The 13,820-nt window shown below is 26.2% G+C and carries 11 protein-coding genes; 2 read left to right on the forward strand and 9 right to left on the reverse strand.

Annotated elements, in window-relative coordinates:
* Nucleotides 1–5: 5 nt before the first annotated feature.
* The 5 genes from ACYUET_RS05770 to ACYUET_RS05790 all read right to left on the reverse strand — a co-directional run bounded on the left by ACYUET_RS05770 (nt 6) and on the right by ACYUET_RS05790 (nt 7,790).
* Nucleotides 6–1,745, reverse strand: a complete 1,740-nt coding sequence (locus ACYUET_RS05770; RefSeq protein ID WP_460278344.1) for an ABC transporter ATP-binding protein — start codon at nt 1,743–1,745, stop codon at nt 6–8.
* Nucleotides 1,746–1,795: 50 nt separating this feature from the next.
* A complete protein-coding gene (locus ACYUET_RS05775) occupies nt 1,796–2,227 on the reverse strand; it encodes a MarR family winged helix-turn-helix transcriptional regulator (RefSeq protein WP_460278345.1) in 432 nt (143 codons plus the stop codon).
* Between the two features lie 281 nt (nt 2,228–2,508).
* The gene (locus ACYUET_RS05780) at nt 2,509–3,804 is read right to left on the reverse strand and encodes an endonuclease (protein ID WP_460278346.1); all 1,296 of its coding nucleotides are present in this window, start codon (nt 3,802–3,804) and stop codon (nt 2,509–2,511) included.
* Between the two features lie 512 nt (nt 3,805–4,316).
* On the reverse strand, nt 4,317–6,026 hold the full coding sequence (locus tag ACYUET_RS05785; protein ID WP_460278347.1) for an ABC transporter ATP-binding protein: 1,710 nt from the start codon (nt 6,024–6,026) through the stop codon (nt 4,317–4,319).
* Nucleotides 6,027–7,790 carry an ABC transporter ATP-binding protein gene (locus tag ACYUET_RS05790; RefSeq protein ID WP_460278348.1) on the reverse strand — a complete coding sequence of 588 codons (1,764 nt, stop codon included), beginning with the start codon at nt 7,788–7,790 and terminating at the stop codon, nt 6,027–6,029. It lies immediately after the preceding gene.
* Nucleotides 7,791–8,014: 224 nt separating this feature from the next.
* Between ACYUET_RS05790 and ACYUET_RS05795 the strand changes: the two genes are divergently transcribed.
* Entirely contained in the window at nt 8,015–8,992 is a 978-nt protein-coding gene (locus ACYUET_RS05795) for a helix-turn-helix domain-containing protein (RefSeq protein WP_460278350.1), read from the forward strand.
* 229 nt (nt 8,993–9,221) lie between these two features.
* On the opposite strand, the gene ACYUET_RS05800 is transcribed toward ACYUET_RS05795, so the two are convergent.
* From ACYUET_RS05800 to ACYUET_RS05810, 3 genes are all read right to left on the reverse strand, one after another.
* A complete protein-coding gene (locus ACYUET_RS05800) occupies nt 9,222–10,382 on the reverse strand; it encodes an alpha/beta hydrolase family protein (protein WP_460278351.1) in 1,161 nt (386 codons plus the stop codon).
* A gap of 219 nt (nt 10,383–10,601) precedes the next feature.
* Nucleotides 10,602–11,375 carry a helix-turn-helix domain-containing protein gene (locus ACYUET_RS05805; RefSeq protein WP_460278352.1) on the reverse strand — a complete coding sequence of 258 codons (774 nt, stop codon included), beginning with the start codon at nt 11,373–11,375 and terminating at the stop codon, nt 10,602–10,604.
* A 13-nt stretch (nt 11,376–11,388) separates the two neighbouring features.
* Complete coding sequence (locus ACYUET_RS05810; RefSeq protein ID WP_460278353.1) at nt 11,389–11,925, reverse strand: cysteine hydrolase family protein; 537 nt, start codon at nt 11,923–11,925, stop codon at nt 11,389–11,391.
* Between the two features lie 174 nt (nt 11,926–12,099).
* Between ACYUET_RS05810 and ACYUET_RS05815 the strand changes: the two genes are divergently transcribed.
* Nucleotides 12,100–12,957, forward strand: coding sequence for a LysR family transcriptional regulator (locus ACYUET_RS05815; RefSeq protein WP_460278355.1), 858 nt, complete (start codon nt 12,100–12,102; stop codon nt 12,955–12,957).
* 112 nt (nt 12,958–13,069) lie between these two features.
* Here the strand turns inward: ACYUET_RS05815 and ACYUET_RS05820 are convergent, their stop codons facing one another.
* Nucleotides 13,070–13,690, reverse strand: coding sequence for a hypothetical protein (locus ACYUET_RS05820; protein ID WP_460278356.1), 621 nt, complete (start codon nt 13,688–13,690; stop codon nt 13,070–13,072).
* Nucleotides 13,691–13,820 lie beyond the last annotated feature (130 nt).

Here is a 13,820-nt window from a genome sequence, read left to right on the forward strand (position 1 = left end):
TTGTTTTACTTTGACTCATTCCTATCAGCTCCTTTCACTTGAGATTCATAAACTTCAATATATATATCATTCGAATTTAATAACTCTTCATGAGTTCCAAATCCATCTATTTTCCCATCATTTAATACAATAATTTTATCTGCATCTTGAACTGAAGAAATACGTTGTGCAATAATAATTTTTGTAGTATCTGGTATTGTTTCTTTAAATGCTCTTCTAATAAGAGCATCAGTTTTAGTATCTACTGCACTAGTAGAATCATCTAAAATTAATATTTTAGGTTTCTTAAGTAAAGCTCTTGCAATACATAGTCTTTGTTTTTGCCCTCCAGATACATTTGTTCCACCTTGTTCTATAAAAGTATCATATTTGTCAGGGAAACTTTCTATAAATTCATCTGCTTGTGCTTGCTTACATGCTTTAATTAAATCTTCATCAGTAGCATTCTTATTTCCCCATCTTAAATTTCCCTTTATCGTTCCAGAGAATAATACATTCTTTTGTAATACCATTGAAACTTCATTTCTAAGAGTCTCTATATCATATTTTTTAACATCAACTCCGCCAACTTGTACACTTCCTTGTGTCACATCATATAATCTTGGTATAAGTTGAACAAGAGTAGATTTAGCACTACCTGTTCCCCCAATGATACCTATAGTTTCACCAGAATTAATTTTTAAATTTATATTTTCTAAAGTTAAGTTGTCCATATTCTTGCTATAACTAAAATCAACATTTTCAAATATTATAGACCCATCTTTTACTTCATAAACTGGATTTTCTACATTTGTTAAATCGCTTTTTTCATCTAAAACTTCTATAATTCTTTCAGCAGATGACTTTGACATAATTACCATTACAAATACCATAGAGATAATCATAAGACTGATTAATATATTCGTTGTATATGCAAATAAACTCATTAATTCTCCAGTTGTCATGGAATTTGAAACTATAGCCTTTGCTCCAAGCCAAGATAAAAGTAAAACACAACTATAAATTGTAAACTGCATTGCAGGAGCATTAAGTATAATTAATTTTTCAGCCCTTATGAAATATTTATATATTGTTTCAGATGCTTTATAAAATTTGCTTATTTCATGCTCTTCTCTTACATAAGCCTTTACTGCACGAATACCAGTCAAATTTTCTTGTACACTAGCATTTAAATCATCATATCTTTTAAAAACTTCTAAAAAATATGGATGTGCTTTAGTCATAATAAAATATAATAAGATTCCAAGAAAAACTATTGCCCCTAAAAATATTAGAGATAATTTTGCATTAATATAAAATGACATTGCCATTGCAAAAATCAGCATAAGTGGTGCTCTTACAAATATTCTTATTATCATTTGAAATGCATTTTGAACATTTGTTACATCTGTAGTTAATCTAGTTACAAGACCTGCTGTAGAATATTTATCTATATTAGAAAAAGAATAATTTTGTATATTATAATACATTCCTCTTCTTAAATTTCTAGCAAAACCGGAAGATGCTTTGGCTGCATATTTCCCACCTAATACACCAAAAGTAAGAGATAAAAATGCTGTTACTATCATCACTGTTCCAATAATACATACATACTTCATATCCCCTTTTCCTACTCCATTGTCAATGATTAATGCCATTAATAATGGAATGATTGTTTCCATTATTACTTCTAAAACAATATATACAGGAGTAATAATACTATCTCTTTTAAATTCTGCTACATACTTTGCTATTTTTTTTATCATGAATTTCCTCCTTTTGTTAGATTTCTAACTAATTATTTAAAAAATTGCATTTAATCAGCAATCTTTCTTGATAATCTATCAATTAAATTAATTAAGGTTTCTACTTCATCCTCACGTAACTCATCTCTTAAAGATTTTTCAAATTTAAGGATAAAATCATATACTTTTTTTTGGATTTCTAAACCTTTTTCTGTAAGGATTATCTTTTTAAGTCTTGCATCTTCACAGACGCTTACTCTTTTGATAAGTTCATTTTTTTCCATTAATTTAAGAACACTAGTTACAGAAGAACGTCTAACATCAAGTTCTTCTTCTATATCTTTTTGAAATATATCTTTTTTATTGGACTTATGATATATAAAACCAAGAATCCTCGCTTGAACACCTGTTAAACCATATTGTGAAGCTTCTTTGCTTATTTTTCTACCAATTCTATTAGCAAAAATAGCTACTTCTTTCCCAATATGTTTTTCATTATTCATTACTTCACCCCTATTATTTGTTAGATTTCTAACTAATTATATTTTTAATTATTTTATTTGTCAATGAAATTTATATATTTTTTCTATAGCATTATTTATAAAAAATCTCAAAAAAAATAGTAACTCCAATTTTGAATTGAAAGCTACTAATTATAAATAAACTCTTCTATATTTAATATTATTATTAAAATAATTTTTACTGCCTATTTGGGCTTTTTCTATATAATTTTTTAATTCTTATATTATATAAATTCATATATTTAATTTAGATTTTTTTAATTTTAACCCCATATTTGATTTACCCATTCTGGATGATCAATAAATGGATTTCTGTTGTGCTGATATTTTTTATATATTATTTCATTTCTCCTTTTTTCAAATTCATCAACGGGATCTTGCATATTCCATTTAAGCAATGTACTTAATTTTCCAAAGTACGGATCAAATCCATTATTAACTTTATCATTTAATTCTAAATTTATTTCTCCATTATCACCTTCGTATCTTACATCCATATAAAATAACATTCTAGCTACATCACCTTTTACACTATCTCTTGGCTCCCATGAATCATTATCATATTTACATAAAGTTGCTTCACTGTGTGCCACTCCACCATTGTCAAAATCTAAATTTCCCCTTGTACTGTTTACAGATACATCTGCTGGTTTTAAGTGATGTAAGTCTGTTCCTGGACCTGGTTTAGTTCCAAAATTACCATGTGATTTTGCCCAAACATGTTCTCTATTCCAATTATCTACACCTGATCCTTTTGTAGCTTTTGGTTGTGAACGACCTGTATATAATAGTATTACATTATTTGTATGATTAGGATCTTCATCAGTATCCATCAATGCTTCCCAAACAGCAGCGTATGATAACTTTTTATTATTATCAATTATTTCATGAAGTGATGATTTTAAAGCTGTTCCTGTCTTTCCAATAGCATTTGCATAATACGTAGAATCATATGAAGTTGTTGTCTCAATCCTACTTCCTTCAGTTATTTCTTCATTATCTCCACTATTATTTCCACTATTATCTTCATCAATTCTCTCGTCTGAAGTGTTATCAACCGAAATGCTGTCATCTGAAGTATTATCATCTGGAATAGTCACATCTGATGAATTTACTTTTGTTATACTCTCAATATCTTTTAATCCATCATGTGAAAAATATGAAGTCAAATAACCTGTAACATTAACTTGTGTGCCATTTAAACTTGGATTTGTTTTTAGTCCAAAAGAGTCTCGATAATTTGCAGGGAGTTTAACATAAATCATATTTGAAGTCTTAGTTTCCTCTGCATTATCTGCAATTGCAATAGCAGTATCAGTAGTATATCTTTTTGTCAAAACCTTAGTATTAGATATTGGCTGTCCAATTATATATCCCTGAACAGTTTTTAATGTATTATCTTGATTTTTCATAGCTTGTGATACTGAATATGGCTCTGTAGTTGTACCTGTTCCAGTTATAGCATATGTTACCTTAGTTATAGACAAAGAAAACACTACTATTAAACTAAGTATAAATAATTTTGTAAACCTTTTCTTTTTAAGCTTTTTTAATTCCAAAGCTACCCCTCCAAAAATATTTATTAATAATCCACTTTTTAAGACCTAACCTCCCCCTCCTTCTAGTCATATATTTAAATATCATTGAATTATTATATTAAAAATATATTCAGAACATTGAATAATAATTTCAAATTTTTTCAATATATATTTTTATTAAATTAATAGATTTATATTCTTTTTAAAAAGAGTACTGCTCTACTACCTTATGAATACCACAAATTATCTTTAATTAACAATATAAACTTAAAATCATATATATAATAAATTTACTATATAAGTCCCTCCTATACTGGTGATCAATGTGATTTATAAAGATTTTAATATTTATATTAATGAACAAACTTTATTAAATCTTACATATAAATACTTATTTACTTATAACAAAGAAATTATTCTACATGATAAACAATAATAAAAAAATCTGAATCTTAAATTAATGCTAACACTAACCGTTAATAGATCTAATTTCAGTGTTTTTATTAATTAAAGATTCAGATAAACTAAAAATGTTATTTATTTAATTCTTCTTCCGCACTCCACATTGAAGCAAATTTTCCCTTTTCCTTTATTAAATGTTCTGCTGTACCCATTTCAATAATATTACCATTGTCAATCACTATAATTTTATCTGCATTTTTAATTATAGATAAAGTATGTGCTATCATTATTACTGTTTTTTTAGCATTTAATAAATTTTTAATAGCTTCTTTAACTGCAATCTCATTTTCTATATCCAAAGATGATGTAGCCTCATCAAGTAAAAGAATTGGACTATTTTTTAGTATAGCTCTAGCTATAGAAATCCTCTGTCTTTCACCCCCTGATAACTTGTCACCATTCTCTCCAACTGCTGTATTATAACCTTGTTTCATTTTAATAATAAAATCATGGCAGTTAGCAAGTTTACATGCATTTTCTATTTCTTCATCTGTAGCTTCAGCTCTTGCATATCTTATGTTATTTTTAATAGTATCATTAAATAAAAATACATCCTGATCTACCATAGAAATTTTATCTAATATTTTTGATGAAGATATTTCCTTTATTGATTGTCCACCAATTTTTATATCACCTGTATCTGGAACATAATATTTTGCTATAAGGTTAAGAATTGTAGACTTACCTGAACCTGATCCGCCAACAATAGCAGTTAACTTTTGATTTTCAGCTTTAAAATTTACATTTTTTAAAACTTTTTCACCCTTTATATAAGAAAATCCTACATTTTGAAATTCTATACTATAATCATTTGGTACAAAATCTAGATTATTATCTTTTTCTTCTTCTTCATTCATAACTTTTAAAACTTGTTTTTTAGATATAATCAAATTTTTATATGCTGTTAAATCTATAAAAATTGTCATAAAAAGTTTACATGTAAATATCGGAATTATACTAACCATAAAGAAACTAGTAGTATCTAACACCCCTTTAGCCCAAGAATCTCCTGCTAAATACATTACAAGAGGTAAACTACACCAATTTAATATAAAAAATATCATACCTATAGGTATAACTTTCTTTTCATATAAATAACTTACATTGCTATATTCTCTCATAGATTCAGTAACACTCTTATTCTTTGTTCCAGCAATTCCATAAGCACGAAGAGTCTGTATTCCTTTTATGTACTCAACAATATTACTAACATTCTCTGTTAACACTCTATTTTTATGATTTCCATATTTTTTTACTGAATAAAAGGACAATGCTAATGCTGGTATTAGTAATAAATTTGCAAATAATATTACAATTCCTGCTGACAAAAATATTTTTCCTACAAAAACTATAACTAAAAGTATCAGTGTTATGTTTTTTACAATATCTCCACTTTTATGCGTTAATATATTTTCATAATTATTGATACTATCAGTTGTAGCATTTATATATTCTCCTGTTTGGTTTTTAGTAAACTTTGTTAGTGGAATTTTTTTTATTTTATTTCCTAAAAATATTCTTATTCCTTTACTAATACTAGCTCCACCTACTTGACCTATAGTATATCCTATACTATAAGCCAAAAGTCTTATTATAAATACTAAAGCTAGAATTCCTGTAAGAGTAAGTAATAACTTTTTATTTAAATTTTTATTTATTAAAGCATCCATTGTAAAATATAAAACCATAAAGTTACATCCTGACAATAATCCTTCTATTATATTCAATAACATTGATAAATAAAAAGCTGAATTTTTCTTCATTACTTTTTTTGAATTCATCTAACATCCCCCCTGTTCAGCTTTTAAGTTATAGCTAATGCCCCTTGCTTCTTTATAATCTTTCCATATGTTTTTGTAGTAATCATTCTTTTTTAATAGTTCTTCATGGGTTCCAAAATTTGAGACTGTATTCTTTTCAACAACAGCAACTCTCTTACATTGTTTAACTACGCCTAATCTATGTGCAACTATTATAACTGTCTTACCTTTACATAAATTGTTTATTGCCTTATCAATCTCAACTTGATTTTCTGGATCTGCTGCTGATGTAGCTTCATCTAAAATTAATATTGGAGAATTTTTAAGAATTGCCCTAGCAATTGCTATTCTTTGCTTCTCTCCTCCTGAAAATCTTGAACCATAACTCTTAACCAATGTATTATATCCTTCTGATAATCCCATAATAAAATCATCAATTTGTGCTTTCTTTGCTGCTTCTCTAACCTCTTCTAAACTTTTATTCATCCCCATACATATATTTTCAAATATAGTTCCACTTGTTAAAAAAGTCTTTTGAAATACTATTGATACTTTTTCTAATAATTTTTCATAATCAATATCTTTTATATTTTTTTTACCAATTAAAATCTCACCTTCTTTTGTATCATAAAAACGAGAAATTAATTGAATTATTGTACTCTTACCAGCTCCAGATTGTCCAACTATTGCTATCTTTTCTCCTTCATTAATTTTGAGATTTACGTCTTTTAATATGTTTGTTTTATTATCATAAGAGAATGTTACATTCTTCATTTCAATATCATAATTTTTAGGGAATTCTCCTCCCTCATTAAAGACTTGTATATTTAATATATTTTTTAGTAAATTAACCGAATTAAGAACTTGAGCAAATTTAGAACCTAGTTCTTGTAATGGTCTAATTTCTGTTAAATATAAAGATCCAACAAAAGCAAATAATATAAATGTACTTTGAATTACAGAACCCTTTAAAAACCACATTCCACCAATAGGTACCATTAACAATAGTCCACATTCAATAATAACAACATAAGCTGCATATGGAGGCCCCATCTTCCAAGACATCTCTTTCCACACATTATATTCATCATCAACAGCATTTGAAAATTTCTTAAAAGATTGACTTCCCATATTGTAAGCTTTAATTATTCTCATTCCAGTAATATACTCAATTATAGAAGAATTTAAATTTGCAATTGACTTTGTTGCTCTCTGCATCATTTTATCTGTACCTCTAAACATAATTGCAATAACCATTAATGCAAGTACTAAAGGAACTAATGATATTAAAGCTAGCATAATATTTACTGAACATAAATATATAAATATGACAATAGGACCTGTCATATAGAATATTAATTCTGGTAAATGGTGAGCTAAAAATAATTCTAATTTTTCAATTTCTTCATTTAACAAAGTTTTAATATCACCTGTATTTTGTTCACTCAAATTTCCTAAAGGCACCTTTGCCATATGATCTACCACCATACAACGTACCTTAAATAAAGTGTTGTAAGCTCCTTTATGAGATAATACTCCTGATGTAGAAAACAATACAAATCTAATTACAATAGCTAAAGCTAATATAAATAGATAATTAACAAATTCTTCTCTGCTAAAACTATTTTCATAAACTTTTCCCATTACCTTGTAGATAATATAATAAGGAACCATTGTTAATATTCCACTTATAAATGAACATATTATCGATAAATACATATAATATTTATCTTTTCCTGCCCATTTTAAAAGTAAAGAAATTGAATTTTCCTTTTTAAAATTCATAAAATCACGTCCTTTCACGATACGATAAAAATTTTTAAATTAGGCTATCTTTTAAAACAGCATTGACCACATAAAATAATAATGTTACAATAAGCCAAAGTTATATTTTACCAATCCGACACTTGTAAGTATACATTGCAAGCCATAGTCTAACAATATCTAAACATATGAAACGCCTAATCATAATATTTTTTCGTCTAATCGTAATATACGGAGGGAATTAAATGAAAGATAGTATTATAGATATGAGAGAACCGTATTTATTAGAAAATGGATTCAAAAATGAAAAGAATAATAAACTGTTTAATGAAGAAGGTTTATGTTATCATTTTGATCCAGAGATAGGGGATGGTTGGTATTGGATTTATACTCATGAAAATTTATTTTCGATAACAATTCATGATTTTGTTGTATATAAAGATACTTTTATCAACTGCACCATGCCAGAATATCTAGGTATTATTTATTATGAATCTATTTCTGGAGAAGAATTAAACCCATATAAAAGATTAAATGCAGGCTGTATAAATGGATATTTCAATAGTAAAAAAGGTTATCAAGCCTTAATTCACAAAAACATACCAATTAAATCTATTGGAATTGATATAACACCAGAATATTATGAGGAATATTTAAAAAGAAAATATTCAGATGAATATATAAATCCATCTTCTGCTTTTTTAAGTATAGATGAAACAACTGAGTTTCCAGAAATGGTTTTGCTTTTACATCAAATAAAAAATTACCGTGGTACTGGAATGCCCGCTAAATTATTCTATGAAGGAAAGGTAGCTGAAGCTGTATCCCTTATTGTAGAAAGAAATACTCACTTAAAATCAAAAGTACAAAATAAAATATCAAATGAAGATTTACAACATTTAAATACGGTAACTGCATATATTAATGACCATTATGCCTTTGATATACATCAAGAACGTCTTTGTAAAATTGCATGTATGGGAGCAACAAAACTAAAATCAACATTTAAAAAAGTCTATAAATGTACAATTACTGAATATATTCAGCAACGTCGTATGGGGCATGCTGAACATTTATTATCAAATACTGATTTAAATATTCAACAAGTTGCTCAAATTGTTGGATACAATAGCGCTAGTCGTTTTTCTACTCTTTTTAAAAAGAGTACTGGTCTACTACCTTATGAATACCAAAAACTATCATCAGGAATAAATTCACAATAAAAAGATGGCTTATTTTTTAACCATCTTTTTATATATAATTAATTATATATACATTCTAAAAATCCAATTTAAATTAATATATAAGTTCCAATAAAATTTATTTATTAATATAAATCTTAGAAGATTTATAAATGGTATGATTAACAAGTTTAATAAGGAACTTATATAGAAAAATTATGATATATATATATGCTTCTAACTAGATATTATTTATTTAAAATTAATATAATTATTTAATTTGTTCTATCCAATTAATCATAGTATCTAAAGTAAGTTTTGTATTTCCCATATTACAGTGATTAGAAGCAATTTCTTTATCTGTAAAAAGGCGAAAAGTTAAAGAATGTATATTATTTAAACATTCTAATTCATCCTTAAAAATTTTATAATTAATAAAATGATCCTTATTTGCCCCTATGACTAATACATCCTGATCAATTAAATGTCCGATATTCTCTATTTGGAATTCATTTAACTTTACTGCATAATCATAAGGAGATTTTGCATTATAAGCATACATACCATGCTTAATTCCCCAATCTACAGTAGCATCTTTTTTTGCAGATAAATTAAAAAGTAAATTAATTATAGGTGCTACATGAAACTTCATTAATAACTTTACTATCTTTTGTTCACCATAAGGCATCCTACTTAATACTACTGAAAAGAAATTAGGAAAAATAGACCATGCTATAACTCTCTTAATTCTTTTTTCATAAGCTGCTGCTCTAGGTGCCAACATTCCCCCTAAAGATGCCCCTATTATAGTAATATCATCAAGGTCAAGATATTCAATAATTGCTTTTACAGGTTCTTCCCATTTATAAGTAAAATGTTTTCCTTGAATACGCATTACCCCACCTTGTCCTGGTCCTTCAAAAAGATATACGTCAAAACCATTCTCTGCAAAATAAAGCATTACAAAAAATAGTTCTTCCATATAAGAATCATTTCCTCCATGAAGTAAAATAGTGTCTTTCTTTTTACCTACAGCTTTCGTATATAATACTGGTAACATTACATTTTCATAAGGTACTTGATACTTAATTACAGTTTTATCATCAAAATATTCTTTATAATAATCATAAAACATCTCTACAGCTAATTTATAATACTTCACTTTATCTGGATCTTTATCATACATAAAAAATTCGCTCATTCTGTAATACGCAATAGCTTCTTTTATTTTCCCTTCATTCACAGCTTTATTTCCTATGTCTATTAGCTCTTTTTTCCAAGTATCACTATTTCTAATTTTGTGAGCAATTCTTTTTATCTCTTCTAAATCTCCATCATTCCACATTACTATACGATTTAACTGAAAATTAAAATTTGGTTCTTTATTTAAAGAATATATTCCTTTATTAAAAGTAATCTTGTCTTTTTTCATTTTTCTCATCCCCTATAATATTTTAAAGGCATAGTCCTTTTAAGTTGACTATGCCTTTATTGTATTTGAGAATTGAAAATAAGACTTCCAAATAATAGCTAAGTTTAAAATATTATAAATTTATTAAATGTAATTGTAATATATTTATAAAAAATTCATTTCATTAAATATATTAATATTATTTCTAGTGTTAATATATTTATTTTAAAACCCTCTTAATTATTTTATCTTTATAACTTTAACGTCTTTTCTAAATTCACTTGCTGATATTCCAAACATATTTTTGTTGGTCGTAGCAAAATGAGAAGGGCTATTAAATCCAGCTTTTATAGATGCTTCTGTAATACTTTCACCTAACAATATATATTCATATGTCTTTGCTATTTTCATAATAACTAAAAAACTACTTAATGATATCCTTGTTTCCTCCTTAAATAAATGAGAAAGTCTACTCTTAGATAAGAATACCTTTTTTGCTAAATAATCTGTTATACCTTCTGTGATTTCTTCCATATCTTCAAGTAAAAACAATACTTTTTTAACTCTTTCATCTGTAACATAAGGTTTGGATGTATCTAAATTACACACCCTTAATATTTTTTGATAAATACTATAATAATTTTTTTGTATTTCTTTATTATTTTTTCTCTTTGACATATCCTTCTGCCAAATCATCTTAATTTCCTGTACAATAGATGAGTTCAAAGTATAGTAAAAACTATCTTGTAAATATTTTTCTTCTATTTCCTTAGCTATATCTGTTGTTTCATCAAATAGATACACTAAAATATCATTATCATTATTTTCAATTGTGTGAAATACATTAGAAGAAATTATAATTCCTTTACAAGTAACCTGTTCATCTTCAACCAAACAAGTTATTTCGTCTCCTAAACTAATTAATAAATGTTTTGCTAAATGTTTATGTCTTTCAGGATCATTATAATCAGCTAATAAAAGTACATGATCCATTGAATAAAAAATCTCTGTCATATTTTCACCTATTTTAATTATCTTGCAAAATTTTTATCACATCATCAATTGAAATAACATTAGCAAAACGTCTGTTCCATATTTTATAATTATAAAACTCATAAAGCTTATCACCAGGTAGATACTCGTTATCAAAAGTTGTATTTGTTCCTTCTGGAATAATTATTTTATATCCATAATCAAACGCACTTTTACAAGTAGCATCAATACAATATTCTGTTTGAAGTCCTACCAATATAATTGTATCTATCTCTTTACTTTCTAAATACTCTCTTAAATTAGTTCTAAAGAAAGCACTATTGTATTGTTTATCGAAAATCAATTCACCACTATTAGGTGCTATATTATCATAAACTTGCCATCCATGTGTACCTTGTTCAAGCTCAGATCCCTTTCCATCATCATGACATACATATAGAACTTCTTTTTTATTATCTCTTGCAGTTAAAATCAGTTTTTTAATATTTTCAATTACTTTTTGTTCATTATAAGGATGTGCCTTAATCAATGCATTTTGGCAATCTACCACCATTAAAACAATATTTTTCATACACTTTTTCCTTTCACTAAAAAAAATATATATTATATTTTTTATAAAAATTCCATTATCACTATATAGTGCATCATACTTTTATTATAAGAAATAGCGTATAATTTGTATAACAAATTATTTTGTTTATATTAATCTATCATATCGATAGCAATAGAAAGGTAACTATTAACTATGAATTATGATTTTTATAAAACTTTTGTAATATTAGCTGAAACTAAAAATTTTTCCAAAGCAGCTCAAAAACTAAATATTGTTCAATCAACTGTATCTAATAGAATACAAGAGTTAGAAAAATATCTTGATGTTGAATTATGTTCTAGAACTAATAAATCTGTGGCATTAACTCAATCTGGTTTATATTTTCTACCTTATGCAAAAAGAATAGTAGCGATTGAAGAAGAAAGTTTGCGCATGTTAAGTAATTTAAATTATAAAAATACACTTAAAATAGGAACACTCCATTCAATTTATTCAGGATATATCAAAAAGGCTGCTAAAAAATTTATGAAATTTAGACCAGATATCTCTTTAGAAATTATAATAAATCATACCCCTGACTTGTTAGAAATGCTTTCTGATAACCTTATTGATATTGGTTTTGTTTTTAACATGCCAAAGTCAAATAAGTTTATTTGTTCAAATATATTAAAAGACGAAATTATATTAGTTACTAAAAATTCAAATGATTTTAAAGATGAGCTTTTTATGGAGGAATTAAAAAATGTTCCTCTTCTTTATGCTGATACTGGAGATAGTTTCATTACATATATTGAAGAACAAATCCACTGTAAGCTTAATTTTCAACTTAGTATAAATCAAGTATCAGAAATTGTAGAGTACTTATATGAAGGCTTTGGATATTCATTTGTCCTAAAATCATTGGTATGGGACTTTATTCAAAAAGGAGACTTAAAAGAAGTAATAATAAAAAATGCACCTCCATGTATTATAGAAAGATATGGTGTTATTGAACGAAGTAGTATAAAAAAAGAAATTATAGATTCTTTTTTTGAATTGCTATTGGAATAGTTATTTGATTCATATTTATAATATATATATTATAAAAGACTTTAATTTATCTTTTTTTATGTAATTAAAAAAGGTAGATTTAAATTAGTAACTCTACCTTTTTTAGTTGAAATTAATATTCTTTATATAATTTCATATATTTCACTATACTATCTATTGCTTCTTGTTTCATATCTTTTACAAGTGTTTTATCATTTAAAACATTCTCTGTATTAACCCAAATCATTCCCCAATTACTATTTTCAATATTAGCTTGTCCTTTTAAAATACTTTCAATTAGTGCAATTGTAAAATTAGTATTATTTTTTTCATAGGCTTTTTCCATTAATAACAATGCCTTATCAACATGAAAATAATCATCTAAAGCCATCATATAGCTTATGCAAAAAATTTCATCTCCAGATAATGAACCTATATCTAATTTATCTATATCACTTGAATACATTAGCTTAACATAATTTTCTGCATTATTTTTGCCCTCGTATTTCCAACCCAATGCATTAATAACTGCTGCTTTAACATCAATTGGATTTTTGCTTGAATATAAGTAATTAGCTATTTCTTGATCTATAACTCCTTTTTCTTTAGCTGTTTTTACCATATCAACATCAATATAAGCTTTGTAAAAATCAGTAGATGTTACTGGTGAATCTGCAAATGTAGTAATTGGATTCATTGAAAAAAACATTGCAACTATAATAAACAAACTAAAAATATATTTTTTAATATGCATTCTTCATCCCCTCTTTTTAACTATTTTACATATATTATACATTATAAATTGTAATATTAAAATCTTTTTAGGATGTAATGTTTTTACCCATACAGCAAAACTCAATTTAGTAGTTTGAATATTTAAAATT

The organism is Clostridium sp. CTA-5, assembly GCF_054768135.1.

Bases quoted from the DNA above. Each gene is read 5' to 3' on its own strand.
- ACYUET_RS05770 (WP_460278344.1), bottom strand. From the start codon at position 1,745: ATGATAAAAAAAATAGCAAAGTATGTAGCAGAATTTAAAAGAGATAGT.
- ACYUET_RS05775 (WP_460278345.1), bottom strand. From the start codon at position 2,227: ATGAATAATGAAAAACATATTGGGAAAGAAGTAGCTATTTTTGCTAAT.
- ACYUET_RS05785 (WP_460278347.1), bottom strand. From the start codon at position 6,026: ATGAATTCAAAAAAAGTAATGAAGAAAAATTCAGCTTTTTATTTATCA.
- ACYUET_RS05790 (WP_460278348.1), bottom strand. From the start codon at position 7,790: ATGAATTTTAAAAAGGAAAATTCAATTTCTTTACTTTTAAAATGGGCA.
- ACYUET_RS05795 (WP_460278350.1), top strand. From the start codon at position 8,015: ATGAAAGATAGTATTATAGATATGAGAGAACCGTATTTATTAGAAAAT.
- ACYUET_RS05800 (WP_460278351.1), bottom strand. From the start codon at position 10,382: ATGAAAAAAGACAAGATTACTTTTAATAAAGGAATATATTCTTTAAAT.
- ACYUET_RS05805 (WP_460278352.1), bottom strand. From the start codon at position 11,375: ATGACAGAGATTTTTTATTCAATGGATCATGTACTTTTATTAGCTGAT.
- ACYUET_RS05810 (WP_460278353.1), bottom strand. From the start codon at position 11,925: ATGAAAAATATTGTTTTAATGGTGGTAGATTGCCAAAATGCATTGATT.
- ACYUET_RS05815 (WP_460278355.1), top strand. From the start codon at position 12,100: ATGAATTATGATTTTTATAAAACTTTTGTAATATTAGCTGAAACTAAA.
- ACYUET_RS05820 (WP_460278356.1), bottom strand. From the start codon at position 13,690: ATGCATATTAAAAAATATATTTTTAGTTTGTTTATTATAGTTGCAATG.